The organism is Streptomyces sp. NBC_01485, assembly GCF_036227125.1.
Taxonomy (GTDB): domain Bacteria; phylum Actinomycetota; class Actinomycetes; order Streptomycetales; family Streptomycetaceae; genus Streptomyces.
The window spans coordinates 2,730,157-2,745,259 of record NZ_CP109435.1; the positions used below are offsets into that span (position 1 = coordinate 2,730,157).

Here is a 15,103-nt window from a genome sequence, read left to right on the forward strand (position 1 = left end):
TCGGCTACTCCGGTCGGACTCCCTCATCTCGTCTCGTAGGCCACTACCAGAGTAGAACGCCCAGGGCGTGATTGAACACCCCAAAAGGAATATTTTTCACTAATCCGGTTTCGGCACCCCGGCTTCTACTCCTCTACTCCTCTACTCCTCTACTCCTCCGGCGGGAACACCGCCTCCCCGCTCCCCACCAGCGTGATCATGATCGCCTCCACCGGGCAGCTCTCGGCCGCCGCGAGCACCCGCTCGTTGGCGTCCGTGTCCGGGGCGACCGGATGCGACTGACGCGCGGTGTCCAGCCGGAAACCCTCGGCCGCGTGGTGGATGCACTGGGCGGAGCCGATGCACAGGGCGCGGTCCACCTCGACGTGCCACCGGTCCCCCATGGCCCCTCAGCCCTCCCAGCCGGCCGGCAGATGGATCATCTTGTGCTCCAGGTACTCGCCGAAGCCCTCGGGCCCGAACTCCCGGCCCAGGCCGGAGTTCTTGTAACCGCCGAACGGCCCGAGCATGTCGAGGCTGAACGTGTTGACGGAGTACGTCCCGGTACGGACCTGCCGCGCGACCTCGATGCCGTGCGCCACGTCGGCCGTCCACACGCTGCCGCTCAGCCCGTAGTCGGAGTCGTTCGCGATCTTCAGCGCCTCGGACTCGTCGCCGTAGGGCAGGAGGCAGATCACCGGTCCGAAGATCTCCTCGCGGGCGATCCGCATGGAGTTGTCGACGTCGCCGAACAGGGTCGGTTCCACGTACCAGCCGCGTTCCAGGCCCGCCGGACGCCCGCCGCCCGTGAGGATCTTCGCGCCCTCCTCCTGCCCGATGCGGATGTAGTCGAGGTTCCTGCGCTGCTGCCGCCGCGCCACCAGCGGGCCGACCTGGGTCGCCGGGTCCAGCGGGTCGCCGACGACCAGCGCCGCCGCGGCGGCGGCGAAGGCGTCCGCGAACTCGTCGTAGCGCGAACGCGGCAGCAGGATGCGGGTCTGGGCCACGCACGCCTGCCCGTTGTTCATCCAGGCGGCCGAGACGATCTGGGGGACGGCCGTGGCGAGGTCCGCGTCCGGCAGGACGATCGCCGCCGACTTGCCGCCGAGCTCCAGCGTCACGCGCGTGAGGTTGCGGGCCGCCACCTCCATGACCCGCCTCCCGGCCGCGACCGAGCCGGTGAACGCGACCTTGTCGACGCCCGGATGCCCGACCAGGTACTCGCTCACCTCGCGGTCCGCGGGCAGGATCGACAGCACGCCCTCCGGCAGCCCTGCCTCGCGCGTGATCTCCGCGAGGATGTACGCGTCGAGCGGCGACTCCGGGGACGGCTTCAGCACCACCGCGCACCCGGTGAGCAGCGCGGGCGCGAGCTTGGCGGCGGCGACGAACTGCGGGACGTTCCAGGGGACGACGGCCGCGACCACGCCCACCGGTTCGCGCCGCACGAGGATCTTCCCGAGCACGCCGTCGCGGCGCTCCTCGTAGGTGAAGTCCCGCGCGACCTTGATCGCCGCGTCCCACACCATCATCGCGCCGAGGGCCTGCGCGAGGACGCTCCAGGAGTACGGGGAGCCGTTCTCGGAGGAGATCACGCGGGCGATCTCCTCGTGGCGCAGGGCGATGCCGTCCTTGATGCGGGTGACGACGGCGATCCGCTCGTCGAGCGACATGCGCGGCCAGGGTCCCTCGTCGAAGGCGCGGCGCGCCGCGGCGACGGCCCGGTCGACGTCGGCGGTCGACGCGTGCGGCACCCGCCCGATGACCTCCTCGGTGTGCGGCGAGACCACCTCGATGACGTCCTCGCCCAGGGGGTCGGTCAACTCCCCGCCGATGAACAGCTGTCCGTGTTCCACGAGCTCGGCCATGACCATCGCCTTCGCCTTCGTCCACATGGTTCTGAATGGTTTCTGACGGTGTATCAGAAACTGATATCAGTTCCAGTCAAACTAAGCCAGGGCCGGGACCAAACAGCCCCCCACCAGCGGGTTTGCTGCTGGGGGGGCGCCGTCATGCCGCCTGGGCCGCCTGTGGGCCGTCGTTGCCCTCACCGGCCGCGCGATACATGCCGTCGACCGCCTTTCGCGTGCGGCTCTCGCTGCTCGGGAGCGGGAGAACACCAGCGGCCACAAGGGCAGGCTTCCATGCCTGCACGTTGAAGTTGTTGCGCACGAGCGCGCCGCCCTCGGGAGCGGTGAACAACAGCTCCTTTCACCGTCAGTCACTCCTCGTTCTCCACGAAGAACAGCGCCGGCCCGTCGACCGGGTGGACGTCGAGACCAGGAACAACCGGATGATCAGCGCGCGGATCCGCACCAGCGTCCAGCCGCTCCACATCCCAGCCGTGCGCCAGACTCCCGTGCCCCAACTCCCCTACGAAACGCTCCCATTGGGCAGGGCCCAGAAGTTCCACGCACATCGGCCCCTTCGAACGCAGCGCCTCCACCCCGCCCTCGCGCCACTTCTCCACCTGGCGCTCCCCGACCCGGAGCTCACGCGCGACGTCCGTGGTCGTCTCCCCACGCGAACCGCTCCGCGGCCTCCAGCCTCAACTGTTCACGAGCCGCCTGCCGCTTCGGCGTCAGCCCGCCTCCCTGCGGATACCTCATCTCAGCATCAGCCGACAAACAGCGACATGATCCACCGGGAGAACCTGTGGACCGTCACGAAACCCTGCCGAAGGAGGTTTGGAGTCCAGAGATTTCGCCCCGCCCCGCTTGACAGGGATTGCGGATGTACTAAACACTTCAAGTACTGCTGAAGAGCTGGTTTATACCAATCGGTAACCAAGGGTGGAGGCGGCGCTGTTAACGGTGACGTCTGCCCGAGCAACTATTTATCCAGAAATCGGAACCAGCGCCGAACCAAGCCGACAACCCGTCGGATTCCGTCGCGGATTGACGAAATAAGCAGCATTTCGGACCGCTATCCAACCTTGGTGTGGAAAATACCTGACTCAAGGATGGCAATTTCATGATAGACGAAATCCCGGCACTCTCGTTCACTGGAACAGTCGATCGCGCCTTGGTTCACCGCGCAGCGGTCGCCGAGGTCTTCGTCACCGATTCGGCACAGCTGAGCGGAAATCAGTTCCTGGTGGCTGCACAGCTTCCGCGTGTGCACGGCTATTACAGCGACCACGTCACCTCACCTGCGGCATATGATCCGCTCCTGCTGCTCGAAGTGTTCAGACAGGCCGGAATCCAGGCCACACACCGCTACATGAACGCCCCGCTGCGCAGCAGCTACATTTTCGACGGCTGTGATCTACGGATCCATAGCCACAGCGCGCTGGGTATCGGAGCACTCCCCGGCGAGGTGCTGATGCGCGGAACAATAATCGAGGAGAAGACCCGCAAAGGCGTATTGTGCGGCGGGCTGATGGAGATCGACGCCACGATCGGAGGCCGACCGGTGGCCTCGGTTCTATTCGACTTCCGCTGGATTCCATCGGAGACCTGGAGGGCACTCCGCAGCCGAATGCGCAGCACATTGCAACAGGAGGCGAGCCGCGCCTACCACACCGATCGTCGTCTGGCTCCGGCTGTCGTCGGCCGGCGTTCGACAGAGAACGTGGTACTCGCCGACGCCACCGTGCATGGGCGCGAAGTACACGCCCAGGTCGTCGTAGACCAGGCACACCCGGCGCTGTTCGACCATCCGCTCGACCACATACCGGGTGCGGTGATATTCGAGTCCCTGCGCCAGACCTCGCTGTATACGGCCCATGAACTCTTCGGCCTCTCACCGCGCGGCCTCGCGGTCTCCCGGTGCCGAACAACGTTTTCGCGTATCGGGGAGTTCGAACTGCCCACCGACTGCCGCGCGGTGGTACTGGGCTCCTCCACCCCCAACCAGCTCGACCTGGAACTCAGCCTGACCCAGGAGGGCGACGAGATCGCCTCGGCAGACATCTCGCTGGTCACCACACGACCCCTCATCGGGTATCCCGTGCCGGCGGCAGAAGCGGCCGCCCTCGTATGAGTGCGAACTTCACTGCGGAAGCGGAGTCACGGAACACCGCCTCCGACATGGTCTGGTTCGACTTCGGAGGCGTCCTGTCGCCACCGCTCGACAGCATCTTCGTCGAGTACGGCCGCAAGACCGGCGTCACCCCGGCCCAGCTCCAGCAGGCCCTGAGGGACTCCAGCGCCATCCTCGGCGGCAACGCGCTGTCCGCTCTCGAACTCAGTGAGATCACCGAGGTCGAGTTCGGCCGACTGCTGCGCAGGGCACTGACCGGGGTGGATCTCTCCGCCGCCAGGCTGGAGACGTTCGGCGCCCAGTGGTTCGAAGGAGTGCAGGCCAATCCCTTGATGATCGGGGCTGCTCGCACGCTGCGGGCGCTGGGACACCGAATCGGCGTCCTGTCCAACAACGTGGTGGAGTGGGAACCGTACTGGCGCCCGATGATCTCCGAGATGGGAGAGCCGGACTGCGTAATCGACTCCTGCCGGGTCGGCTGCCGCAAACCGGACCCACGGATCTTCGGCATCGCCGAGCGGACCGCGAGCGTACGTCCCGGGAACTGCGTCCTCATCGACGATGTGGCCGAGAACTGCACGGCCGCAGTCACAGCAGGCTGGCAGGCCGTCCACTTCCGCACTGACCAGCAAACACTCACCGAACTGAGCCAACTCCTCGGTCACAGCGAGCTGCTGGCAGCCGCCCCTTCCCCTGTCGCGCGGCTTTAGCCTCACTCTTGCGTCACGGTCCGTCGGTTCTTCCAGGGGGCCGTTTCGCTGTCGTCGGCAGCTGATTTGGCGGCCGCCGCGCGCCCGAACCCCGGCCGACAGCACGCCCTTCTTCAGGAATCCAGTGTCGTCAACGAGGGGGCCGACGACAACCGGCAACGACCGCTCCACGGCTGGCCAGAGCGGTTCTCTCGGGCTTCCCTCCTGATTAATCTGACAGCTCGTCAGTTCCGGTTATAGTGGGCAATGACCGTGAGACGGAGGGCAGTTACGGAGGGCCGATGGCGGAGGGCGGACATGGAGGGCAGATGACTGAGGCGTTCGATCACGGCGGGGGTGTGCGGTCCCTGCGGGTCCCCATCCCGGACAACCCACTCGGCCACACGCTCGTCTACGTCGTCGACACCGACCGCGGACCGGTGCTGATCGACACCGGCTGGGACGACCCCGCTTCCTGGGACGCCCTGACCTCGGGACTGACCGCGTGCGGCACCTCCGTCGCCGAGCTGCACGGTGTCGTCATCACCCACCATCACCCCGACCATCACGGCCTGTCGGCCAAGGCGCGGGAGGCGTCCGGGGCGTGGGTGGCGATGCACGCGGCGGACGCGTCGATCGTGCGGCGGACCCGGGAGACCCGCCCCGAGCGCTGGTACACGTACATGGCCGACAAGCTGGCCGCCGCCGGCGCCCCCGACGACCACCTCACCCCCCTGCGCACGGCCCCCCGCCGTACGCTGCCCGGCTTCTCCCCCGCCCTGCCCGACCGCGAGATCACCCCCGGCGAACTCCTCGACCTGCCCGGCCGCCGGCTGCGCGCGATCTGGACCCCGGGCCACACCCCGGGCCATGTCTGCCTCCACCTGGAGGAGAGCCACCCCGCCCAACTGCCGGGCCACGGCCGCCTGTTCTCCGGCGACCATGTCCTCCCCGGGATCACCCCGCACATCGGCCTCTACGAGGACCCCGACGACGCCACGGTCACCGATCCGCTCGGCGACTACCTCGACTCCCTCGAACGCGTCGGCCGCCTCGCCCCCGCCGAGATCCTCCCGGCCCACCAACACTCCTTCACCGACGCCCCGTCCCGGGTACGGGAGTTGCTCACCCACCACGAGGACCGTCTGACGGACCTGCTGTCCCTCCTGGCCGAGCCCCTCACCCCGTGGCAGCTCGCCGAACGCATGGAGTGGAACCGCCCCTGGCGGCAAATCCCCTACGGATCACGCAACATCGCGGTCTCCGAGGCCGAGGCCCATCTCCGGCGGCTCGTGAAACAGGGCCGGGCGGAAGCGGTGACGGGGAGCGATCCGGTGACGTACGCGGCGGTGTGATCCCCGGCGAACCTGGCCCGCTTCGTCGCGTACTGCGTGGCGACCTCGCTGGGCTGGGACCTCGGGCGGGCCGTCGTCACGGTCGTCCTCACCCTCGCCCTCGGCCCGGCGGTGCTCAAGGCGCTACGCAGAGCCACGCGCCGGGCGGCCTTCGAGGCCGCGGTCACATTCGAGGCCACTCAGCAGCCTCCCGATGGCCGTTGACCGGTGAACCGCCCCACATGACCCACATCACCTACTAACCGAACTAGTCGGGCATTTCGGACGGCACATGCGGGCTGCCGCGCCCCCCGACCTGCACATAGAGACCCAGGTCACACGGACGCCCGACTCCACCAAATACGACCACAACTAGCAAAAGGGGTCTTTGCGGACAGCCCTCGATCCTGCTTGTCTGGATGACGTCGCACGGCGCCGACGAGCCCCACAGGCCTCGGCGCCGACGCATGCAGAACACCACCGCACACCACGCGGTGTGGCCACGCACCACGTGGTGTGCGACATGCAGGCGACCGCCACCGTCCCCGAAGAAACAGGTTCTCCGTGTCCGTCTCCGTCATCCGCCGCATCGCCACCCCCAAGAAGGCCCTCACCGCCGTCGCCCTCGCCGCCGCAACCGCCGGCATGGCCCTGACCTCGGCTCCCGCCCAGGCCGCGACGACGTCCGTGGCCTCGGCCACCCAGGCCCAGGCGATCGCGCAGAAGATGATCCCGGACGCGGCTCAGTACAAGGCCTTCTCCAACATCGTCAAGCACGAGAGCGGCTGGGACGTCGACGCCACCAACGCCTCCTCCGGCGCCTACGGCCTCGTCCAGGCCCTCCCCGGCTCCAAGATGGCCTCGGCCGGCTCCGACTGGAAGACCAACGCCAAGACCCAGATCGAGTGGGGCCTCGACTACATGAACTCCCGCTACGGCAGCCCGGTCGCCGCCTGGAACTTCTGGCAGCTGAACGGCTGGTACTGAGCCACGCCGACTGTCTGACCCGCGTCTGACGCGCGCCTGACTCACCTCTGACACGCATCCGACTCGCGCCTCTGGCGCCTCGATACGCGCCGAAGGCGGCGGCCCCCGATCCCCGGGGCCGCCGCCTTCGGCGTTTCGTCACCCTGCCGTGCTGCACTGGGCGGATGACCGGCACTGAGCCCCCGCCCGAACGCCAGCCCGAGCCCCCGTCCAAACACCCGCCCGATCACCCTCAGGGTCCGGAAGCGCGCGGAGTGCGCCTGGTCCCCACCCTCCTCACCCTGACCGTGGTGAGCGGCCTGATCGACGCGGTCAGCTACCTCGGGCTCGGCCACGTCTTCACCGCCAACATGACCGGAAACGTGGTGGTACTCGGCTTCGCGGCCGTCGGCGCCCCCGGCTTCTCGGTCCCGCACACGGCGACCTCGCTGGCCTGCTTCCTGGCCGGCGCGGCGAGCGGCGGCCGGGTGGTCCGGCACCCCGGCAACGGCTCCCGTCGCAAGTCGGCCCGGGTGACGTTGGCGGCCGAGGCGGTCCTGCTCGCCGGGGCGTCCGCCGTGGCCTTCGCCACCTCCGAGCACGACAGGCACCGGATCTACGCGGTCATCGCCCTCACCGCCTTCGCGATGGGCCTGCGCAACGCGACCGTCCGCAAACTGGCCGTGCCCGACCTCACCACGACCACCGTCGTGACCATGACCCTGACCGGCCTGGCCTCCGACTCCCGCGCGGGCGGCGGCTCCGGCCACCGCTCACCCCGCCGCGCGGCGGCCGTCGTCGCGATGTTCACGGGCGCGGTCCTGGGCGCGGCACTGGTCCTCCACCACGACATCGCGGCCCCCCTGCTGCTGGCGGCGGTGATGTCGGCGGTTCTGGCGGTGACGGTGTCGGGACGGGAGTGAGGCCGGAGCGGCGAGGAGCCGGAACGGCGTGGACGGCGTGGACGGCGTGGACGGCCAAGCGCAGCCAGGGCAGGGACAGCCGAGGAGGACTCAGCCGCCCTGCGCCTGCTTGGCCGCGCCACCGAACTGGTCGGCGAACTGGTCGGCGAACTGGTCGCCGGGCTGGTCGCCGATCCCCTATGACTGTCCCGTCGGGTGACGTCACCCGGTGCTGACCTGCAACTCCTTCACCCCGTTGATCCAGGCGGACCGCAGCCGCCGCGGATCGCCCACCAGCCGCAACCCCGGCATGGCATCGGCGATCGCGTTGAAGATGAGGTTGATCTCGAGGACGGCGAGCGACTTGCCGAGACAGAAGTGCGGCCCGCCCCCGCCGAACCCGAGGTGCGGATTCGGATCCCGGGTGACGTCGAAGGAGTCGGGGCGGTCGAACACCTCGGGATCACGATTGGCGGAGGCGTAGAAGATCCCGACCCGGTCCCCCTTCCTGATCAGCTTCCCGCCGAGTTCGGTGTCCTGAGTGGCGGTCCGCTGGAAGGCCACGACGGGGGTCGCCCACCGCACGATCTCCTCGGCGGCGGTGCCGGGCCGCTGGGCCTTGTACAACTCCCACTGCTCGGGATGGGTGAGGAAGGCGTGCATCCCGTGAGTCGTCGCGTTGCGGGTCGTCTCGTTCCCGGCGACAGCGAGCATGAGCACGAAGAACCCGAACTCGTCGGAGCTGAGGTTGCCCTCGTTCTCGGCGGCCACCAGCGTGCTGACGATGTCGTGGGCGGGACACTGTTTGCGCTCGGCGGCGACGTTCATGGCGTACGCGAGGATCTCGGCGGCGGACTGCTGACCGACCTCGGCGGTGACGGCGAACTCGGGATCGTCGTACGCGATCATCCTGTTGGACCAGTCGAAGATCTTGGCGCGATCCTCCTGGGGTATGCCGATCAGCTCGGCGATGGCCTGGAGGGGAAGTTCCGAGGCGACGGCGGTGACGAAGTCGAAGGACCCGTCGCGCTCGCCGCTCTCGCGGGCCCGCTCGACGATGTCGACGGCGCGCGCCCGCAGCCGCTCCTCCAACGCCCGGATGGCCCGGGGTGTGAACCCGCGCTGCACGATCTGCCGCACGCGCGTGTGCTCGGGTGGATCCATGTTGAGCAGGATCAGCCGCTGCGCGTCGATCGAATCCCGTTCGATGTGTTCGTTGAACCGGATGATCGCGGTGTTGAGGTAGGAGGAAAAGATCTCGGGGTGGGTGGAGACGTACCGGACGTCGGCGTGCCGGGTCACCGCCCAGTACCCCTCGTCCTGGAACCCGGCGACATTGCCCGTCTGCGGGATCCAGCGGACCGGTTCGACCCGCCGCGACTCGGCGAACTCCGGGAGAGGCACGTGGTGTTGCAGCAGGTCGGGGTCGGTGAAGTCGAACCCGTCGGGAAGCGCTGGACAGGGCATCGGCGGCTCCAGCCATCTGACGATGCTAGCTACATCGGTATCTGACGAGTCATCAGAAATAGATGCCGTGAAGGTAGTTCAGGACCCTCGAGGCTGCAAGACCCTTGCGGTGACGCACGTCACGTAAGCAGACTACACAGAGCAGAACTAGAACACGTACTAGTTCCGAAGGGATCCGCACCCATGGCCGCCGAACCCGTGATCGTGGAAGCAGTCCGCACCCCCATCGGCAAGCGCGGCGGCGCGCTGGCCAACCTGCACCCCGCCTACCTCCTGGGCGAGACCTACCGCGAACTCCTCGGCCGCACCGGCATCCCAGCCGACGCGGTCGAGCAAATCGTCGGCGGCACGGTGACCCACGCCGGCGAACAGTCCATGAACCCCGCGAGGACGGCCTGGCTGACGATGGGCCTCCCGTACGAAACGGCAGCGACAACGGTCGACTGCCAGTGCGGCTCCTCGCAACAGGCCAGCCACATGGCGGCGAACATGATCGCGGCGGGCGTCATCGACGTCGGCATCAGCTGCGGCGTGGAAGCCATGTCGAGGGTGCCTCTCGGCTCAGGCTCGAAGCACGGCCCCGGAAAACCGTTCCCGGAGGAGTGGAACGTAGACCTCCCGAACCAGTTCGAGGCGGCCGAACGCATCGCCCGCAACAGGGAGTTGACGAGAGAGGAAGTCGACGCCCTGGGCCTGCTGTCCCAGACCCGCGCGGCGACGGCCTGGTCGGAGGAACGCTTCAAACGCGAGACCTTCGCCGTCCAGGTCCCCACGACGGAGGAGGAACAGGCGGCGGGCCAGGGCATGTGGCGCCTGGTGGACCGCGACGAGGGCCTACGGGACACCTCACCGGAGGCCCTGGCAGGCCTTAAGCCGGTGATGCCGAAGGCGATCCACACGGCAGGCAACTCGTCCCAGATATCGGACGGCGCCGCGGCGATCATGTGGTCGTCGAAGCGGATGGCCCGCGCCCTGAAACTGAAACCGAGGGCGCGGATCGTGGCCCAGGCACTCGTGGGAGCGAACCCGCACTACCACCTGGACGGCCCGATAGACGCGACGCGCGCCGTCCTGGGCAAAGCAGGCATGACCCTGAAGGACATAGACGTCGTAGAGATCAACGAGGCCTTCGCCTCAGTGGTGTTGAGCTGGGCAAAGGTCTTCGACCAGGACCTCACCAAGGTCAACGTCAACGGCGGCGCCATCGCTCTGGGCCACCCGGTCGGAGCGACAGGCGCCCGCCTCATCACGACGGCCCTGCACGAACTGGAACGCACGGACAAGGAGTTCGCCCTGATCACCATGTGCGCGGGGGGCGCGCTGGCTACGGGGACGATCATTCAGCGGCTGTAGTCCAGGCGAGGAACCGGGAGAACACGGCGGGCTTGAGCGTGAGCATCGGGCCCGCCGGGTTCTTGGAGTCACGGGTGGCGATGGCGGCGGGGTCTCGGCCCGCACACGTTGTGCACCAGGACCGGCGTGGCGTCCGCCAGCACATAGTACGTGTGCTACGCGGACCCCTCTACCTGCTTTTTCGCAGGTCAAGCGCAGTTTGCTGGTCCGGTGAAGTGCGTGGGCGTTCGTGGTTGTGCGGGGTTGTTGCCGTCGCTACTGCCGTCAGACGGTTCAGCCCAGGTACGGCTTTTCGCGCTGTTCCAGGAAGTGTTGGAGCCTGAGTCGTTGGGTGTGGTGCATCGGCAGCTGCTCGATCTCTTCCGGCGGCACGAACCGGAGCTCGGTGGACTCGTCGGAAATCTCCAGCCGGCCGCCGGTGATGCGGGCGGTGAAGCAGACGTTGAACTGTCGCCGGACCTCGCCGTCGGTGTAGGCGATGATGTGTTTCGGGTCGGTGTAGGTGCCGACCAGGCCGGTGATCTCGACGTCGAGGCCGGTCTCCTCTTTGACCTCGCGGACGGCTGTGCCTGGCAGGGAGTCGGTGAGGTCCATGCCGCCTCCGGGCAGGGCCCACAGGTCGTTGTCGCGGCGGCGCTGGAGGAGGATGCGCCCGTGGTCGTCGGTGACGACGGCGGAAGCGGCGACGACCATGCTGCTCGGCTTGGGCGCGTTGGGGTCGTCGTAGTACTCGGTGCGGGCCACGGTCAGTCTTCCTCTCGTACGGGGGTTGCGGTCGCCCACACGGCGTCGAAGCTGTCGGCGTAGGTGTCGAACATGCCGCTCTCCTGGTGTCGGCGAAGGTGCCACACGGGGGCTGCGTAGGCGTTGACGCCCCAGACGTGTGCGTTGACGAGTTGCTGGTCGTCGGCCCGGTAGAGGGAGTTGTAGAGCGTGGTGCCGTGGGTGCGGACTTCGATGCCGGGGGTGTCGGCGAGCGGCTTGTAGTGCATGAGCGCGAGGCGGCAGCGGGATTCGATGCCGTGGCCGAACCGCTCTTCCTGGCCGCGGGCTTGGACGTTGTCGCTGTCGGGGTCCCCGATCGCGATGCGGACGGTGCAGCCTTCGGCAGCGCGTTCGGTGAGGAGTTCGTTCAGCCGCGGGTACGCCTCGTGGAGGAAGACGGCCGCGTAGACGAGGATGTCGATCCGTTCACGGGCCTGGGCCATCAGGTCGGTGAAAGTCGAGACGGGGATGTCGGCCCGCTGCTCGTAGAGCGCGACCAGTTCGGGGCTGATGGCGCGGGCGGGGCGGGCCTGGCGGAGCGCCGGCCAGAGTGCGTGCACGTCTTCTCCCAGGGCCTTGGCCGCCTGGAGGGCGGTGGCACGACGTGGGATACGCCCGAGGTTCACCCAGCGCTCGACCGACTTGGGGTCGACCTCGACTTGCTGAGCGAGTGCGGCGTACGTCCAGCCTCCCGCCGCCATGACGGCTCGTAGTCTCTCGTTCGGCACGAGTCTCCCCCTTCGTCTCAGGACGGCACTAGGGACGTTCTACACGGTGCAGGACGTCCCGAAGTGGGGTTTGGTGGAGGTTCCTTCGTCCCGGTGACCGGCGTGAGGATCGGTGCCGACCCTGCGGCACCAACAGGCCCAAGGGCACGCATCAACGCCGCCGAGGAGCGTCACCGTGCGAATGAGTGCCACCCCACGTGTTCCCGCCCTGCGACTGGACGCCCGGTCCCGCGCCGCCTCGCCGGGGTGGTCACGATGACGGCCCCCACCCCTGATGCCGACGGGCACACCGTCTCGCCCGATGCCGGCGCCCTGGTGGTCGACCGGCGGAGCGGCAAGGTGGGCGTGGTGATGGGGCATGTGGGGACGTACGTGCAGCTTCGGCCGCCGCGCGGTGGTCGGGAGTGGGACGTGCCACCCGAGGACGTACGTTCGCCGACTCCGACGGAGGAGTTGAGCGCGAAGGTGGCCGTGGCCAACCGGAGGTGGGGACGGTGACCCCGCGCTCGGTCCTGCGCTACGAGACCTGGACGCTCCAGCCCGACCGCGAGCCGGACGCGGAGCCGGTCCTTTACGCGATGCAGTGCGCCGTGGACGGAGAGACCTCGCCGACAAGCGAGGACTTCGCCGAACCGCAGGACTGGGTCCTGCGGCACTGCGGCCAGAACCCGTCCCACCACACCTACCGGGAGATCATCACCCGCCCCTGGCGGACCTGGCGCCAGACGTGACCCGCCTCGCTCGCCCAGGCGCCGCACCGCGCTGACCCACCCGTCTCCCGTCCCTGCCGGGGCGAATCCGATTGAGGCTCCCCCTCCTCATCAGCCCCGGCAGGGACGGGCCCTCCGTGCGTGCCGTGCTCTTGGCTGTGGGGGTTCTGGCCTCTGCCACAGAAAGTCAGCCACGACGGCGGGCGCGCCGACCGACCACCCGCCACGTGTGTCTCGCTCAACCCCGCACCGGCATCAGCCCAGTTATCTCCATCGTCACGGCCCCCAGCCAGGCAGCAAGCATGGGCGTCCGGGACGGCGCGAGCCCGCCGGGCGGCCTCTCAGGTGCCCGGTCAGTCTGCTGCTGAGCGGTCGGACCGGGGCTTCCGATTGGTAGTCCGGCCTACGCTCCCGGGCTCTGCGCGCCGAGCGGTCGGCGGCCGTCGCCAGCGGGGCGGCAGACAGGAGCGGGCGGCGGTCGCCGACCGCCGGCGCGCGGCGGCCCGCGTCAGCGGGGCGCCCTTGATCAAGTAAAGAAACTCTGAACAGCTCACCTGCTGGTCGAGCTGCCCGGACGATGGTCAGGGCCGCTGCTGCCGGCGCAGAGCGAGCCACGACCGGCGGAGACGCTCCGGTCGACCATCAGGTCCAGCTCCGCCGGCCGCGAGGACCACGTGGTCGCGGACGAGATGTTGTTCGTGCGGACCAGATCCACCCAGCGCGGGTCGCACTGGAACGCCCACGGCTCGGTCACCCGGAACGTAGCGTCGAGAACCTTCTTGCCCTTCAGGCTCGCCGGCGAGAACTCGAAGTACAGCTTCTGCACGTATCCCGGACCGCAGTAATAGCCGTTCCAGGAACCGCACTTGCCGGCGCGGCCGTCGTCGCTCCCGTTCCCCTATGTCTGCCGCGTCTACGACGTCCGACCGTGTTTGCCCCACCCCGTGCGAACCGCACAGAACCCCGCCCCCAGAGTCATAAAATATTCAAGTAACCGCATTCAAACCCTCCTCTCACCTTGCGTCAAGGAAGTATCACCAGGCGCAGTCGTCCCTTGACGCTCTTCCCGCACGACGAAGGACCGGCTTTGACCTCCATCCCCACCCCCGGCCGCGACCGGCTGCCCTCGCTGACCGGGCTGCGTTTCTGGGCGGCTCTGCTCGTCGTGCTGTATCACCTGTCCCGGCAGGTGGGGGCCGTGCCGGGACTCAGTGAAGCCGTCTGGTACGGGCGTAGTGGGGTGACATTCTTCTTCGTGCTGTCGGGGGTTGTGCTCGCCTGGACCTACGACGGTGCCGGCGTCCCCGCCCGGGTTTTCCTGTGGCGGCGGTTCGCTCGTGTCTGGCCGTTGCTCGCCGTCAGCGTCGTGGGGTCTGTCGCCGTGTGGGGCGTCATGGGGCGTGCCGTGTCGCTCAAGGCCGTGGGCGCGACGTTGTTGCTGGTGCACGCGTGGTTCCCGGAACCTGTCATCTTCACCGGGGGCAACCCGGCGGCCTGGTCGCTCAGTGACGAGGCCTGGTTCTATGTGACCTTCCCGGTGCTGCTGGCGGTGCTCGCGGGACGGCGCTCCAGGGTCTGGGGGTGGACGGCGGTCGGTGTCAGCGTCGCCACCCTCGTGTTGTGGCCCGCCTTGTCCGGGCTGTCGCCCACCGACCGCACCTGGGCTCTCGACTATCTGCCGCTGACCCGGTTCCTGCAGTTCGCGCTCGGTGTGGTCGCGGGCCTGGCGCTCAAGCGCGGCTGGCGGGCTCCCGTGTCGCTGCCGGTGGCCCTCGGGCTCGTCGTCGCCTGGCACCTCGCCCTGATCCCCTGGTCGAACGCGGTGCCGGACGCCCTCTGGTACAGCCCCTACTCCGCCTCGCAACTGCTCTCCGCGCCCCTCTTCGCGGCCCTGATCTGCGCCGCCGCCCGCGCCGACCTGGACGGCGGGCGCACCGGTCTGGGCGGGGCCTGGATGATCAGGCTGGGGCACTGGTCGTTCGCCTGGTATCTCATCCACGAGATCGTGATCCGCGCGGCCGTCTTCCACTGGGGCAAGCCCGCCCCGGGCGGCGAGACGCTCGTGTTCTGGGCGGGAGTACTGGCCGCAAGCCTGGCTCTCGCCGCCCTCGCCTATCACTGCGTGGAACGTCCCGCCGAGCGGTGGCTGCGAGGCCGCGTGGGTCGCCGTCCCGCCCCGGACGGTGCGCGGCAGTCCGCCGCGGTCTGAACGGCCGGGGCCAGGCC

At 68.6% G+C, this 15,103-nt stretch carries 17 protein-coding genes and 2 pseudogenes; 10 read left to right on the forward strand and 9 right to left on the reverse strand.

Going from position 1 to position 15,103, the window contains the following annotated elements; all coding sequences use genetic code 11:
• Nucleotides 1-149: 149 nt before the first annotated feature.
• From OG352_RS12485 to OG352_RS12500, 4 genes are all read right to left on the reverse strand, one after another.
• Nucleotides 150-383, reverse strand: a complete 234-nt coding sequence (locus OG352_RS12485) for a ferredoxin (protein WP_329216746.1) — start codon at nucleotides 381-383, stop codon at nucleotides 150-152.
• A 6-nt stretch (nucleotides 384-389) separates the two neighbouring features.
• The gene (locus tag OG352_RS12490) at nucleotides 390-1,847 is read right to left on the reverse strand and encodes an aldehyde dehydrogenase (RefSeq protein WP_329223803.1); all 1,458 of its coding nucleotides are present in this window, start codon (nucleotides 1,845-1,847) and stop codon (nucleotides 390-392) included.
• A 142-nt stretch (nucleotides 1,848-1,989) separates the two neighbouring features.
• Nucleotides 1,990-2,181: a hypothetical protein gene (locus OG352_RS12495; RefSeq protein ID WP_329216748.1), complete on the reverse strand. Its 192-nt coding sequence runs from the start codon at nucleotides 2,179-2,181 to the stop codon at nucleotides 1,990-1,992.
• A gap of 19 nt (nucleotides 2,182-2,200) precedes the next feature.
• Entirely contained in the window at nucleotides 2,201-2,449 is a 249-nt protein-coding gene (locus tag OG352_RS12500) for a hypothetical protein (protein WP_329216749.1), read from the reverse strand.
• A 503-nt stretch (nucleotides 2,450-2,952) separates the two neighbouring features.
• On the opposite strand from OG352_RS12500, the gene OG352_RS12505 reads away from it, so the two are divergent.
• The 6 genes and pseudogenes from OG352_RS12505 (at nucleotide 2,953) to OG352_RS12530 (ending at nucleotide 7,875) form a co-directional block, all read left to right on the forward strand.
• Nucleotides 2,953-3,963: a ScbA/BarX family gamma-butyrolactone biosynthesis protein gene (locus OG352_RS12505; protein WP_329216751.1), complete on the forward strand. Its 1,011-nt coding sequence runs from the start codon at nucleotides 2,953-2,955 to the stop codon at nucleotides 3,961-3,963.
• Complete coding sequence (locus tag OG352_RS12510) at nucleotides 3,960-4,673, forward strand: HAD family hydrolase (protein ID WP_329216752.1); 714 nt, start codon at nucleotides 3,960-3,962, stop codon at nucleotides 4,671-4,673. Before OG352_RS12505 ends, OG352_RS12510 begins: the two co-directional genes overlap by 4 nt.
• 308 nt (nucleotides 4,674-4,981) lie before the next feature.
• The gene (locus OG352_RS12515; protein WP_329216753.1) at nucleotides 4,982-6,007 is read left to right on the forward strand and encodes an MBL fold metallo-hydrolase; all 1,026 of its coding nucleotides are present in this window, start codon (nucleotides 4,982-4,984) and stop codon (nucleotides 6,005-6,007) included.
• 3 nt (nucleotides 6,008-6,010) lie between these two features.
• Nucleotides 6,011-6,211: pseudogene (locus tag OG352_RS12520) on the forward strand (ECF transporter S component); the annotation flags it as partial.
• 339 nt (nucleotides 6,212-6,550) lie between these two features.
• Nucleotides 6,551-6,973: a transglycosylase SLT domain-containing protein gene (locus OG352_RS12525; protein WP_329216757.1), complete on the forward strand. Its 423-nt coding sequence runs from the start codon at nucleotides 6,551-6,553 to the stop codon at nucleotides 6,971-6,973.
• A 164-nt stretch (nucleotides 6,974-7,137) separates the two neighbouring features.
• On the forward strand, nucleotides 7,138-7,875 hold the full coding sequence (locus OG352_RS12530; RefSeq protein WP_329216758.1) for a YoaK family protein: 738 nt from the start codon (nucleotides 7,138-7,140) through the stop codon (nucleotides 7,873-7,875).
• Between the two features lie 201 nt (nucleotides 7,876-8,076).
• On the opposite strand, the gene OG352_RS12535 is transcribed toward OG352_RS12530, so the two are convergent.
• Nucleotides 8,077-9,321, reverse strand: coding sequence for a cytochrome P450 (locus tag OG352_RS12535; protein ID WP_329216760.1), 1,245 nt, complete (start codon nucleotides 9,319-9,321; stop codon nucleotides 8,077-8,079).
• 183 nt (nucleotides 9,322-9,504) lie between these two features.
• Here OG352_RS12535 and OG352_RS12540 point away from each other — a divergent pair, with 183 nt between their 5' ends.
• Entirely contained in the window at nucleotides 9,505-10,674 is a 1,170-nt protein-coding gene (locus OG352_RS12540; RefSeq protein WP_329216761.1) for a steroid 3-ketoacyl-CoA thiolase, read from the forward strand.
• Here the strand turns inward: OG352_RS12540 and OG352_RS12545 are convergent.
• From OG352_RS12545 to OG352_RS12555, 3 genes are all read right to left on the reverse strand, one after another.
• On the reverse strand, nucleotides 10,658-10,819 hold the full coding sequence (locus tag OG352_RS12545) for a DUF397 domain-containing protein (protein WP_329216763.1): 162 nt from the start codon (nucleotides 10,817-10,819) through the stop codon (nucleotides 10,658-10,660). The two genes, OG352_RS12540 and OG352_RS12545, sit on opposite strands and share 17 nt — an antisense overlap.
• 128 nt (nucleotides 10,820-10,947) lie before the next feature.
• On the reverse strand, nucleotides 10,948-11,418 hold the full coding sequence (locus OG352_RS12550; RefSeq protein ID WP_329216765.1) for an NUDIX domain-containing protein: 471 nt from the start codon (nucleotides 11,416-11,418) through the stop codon (nucleotides 10,948-10,950).
• A gap of 2 nt (nucleotides 11,419-11,420) precedes the next feature.
• Nucleotides 11,421-12,140: an XRE family transcriptional regulator gene (locus OG352_RS12555; protein ID WP_329223804.1), complete on the reverse strand. Its 720-nt coding sequence runs from the start codon at nucleotides 12,138-12,140 to the stop codon at nucleotides 11,421-11,423.
• Nucleotides 12,141-12,413: 273 nt separating this feature from the next.
• On the opposite strand from OG352_RS12555, the gene OG352_RS12560 reads away from it, so the two are divergent.
• Both OG352_RS12560 and OG352_RS12565 read left to right on the forward strand, forming a co-directional pair.
• Entirely contained in the window at nucleotides 12,414-12,665 is a 252-nt protein-coding gene (locus OG352_RS12560; RefSeq protein ID WP_329216767.1) for a hypothetical protein, read from the forward strand.
• Nucleotides 12,653-12,898 (forward strand): DUF7848 domain-containing protein, encoded by a 246-nt coding sequence (locus OG352_RS12565; protein ID WP_004000830.1) that lies wholly within the window; start codon nucleotides 12,653-12,655, stop codon nucleotides 12,896-12,898. Before OG352_RS12560 ends, OG352_RS12565 begins: the two co-directional genes overlap by 13 nt.
• Nucleotides 12,899-13,475: 577 nt before the next feature.
• On the opposite strand, the pseudogene OG352_RS12570 reads toward OG352_RS12565, so the two are convergent.
• Nucleotides 13,476-13,775: pseudogene (locus OG352_RS12570) on the reverse strand (hypothetical protein); the annotation flags it as partial.
• Nucleotides 13,776-13,964: 189 nt separating this feature from the next.
• Between OG352_RS12570 and OG352_RS12575 the strand changes: the two are divergent.
• Nucleotides 13,965-15,086 carry an acyltransferase family protein gene (locus OG352_RS12575; RefSeq protein ID WP_329216768.1) on the forward strand — a complete coding sequence of 374 codons (1,122 nt, stop codon included), beginning with the start codon at nucleotides 13,965-13,967 and terminating at the stop codon, nucleotides 15,084-15,086.
• The last annotated feature ends 17 nt before the right edge of the window (nucleotides 15,087-15,103 follow it).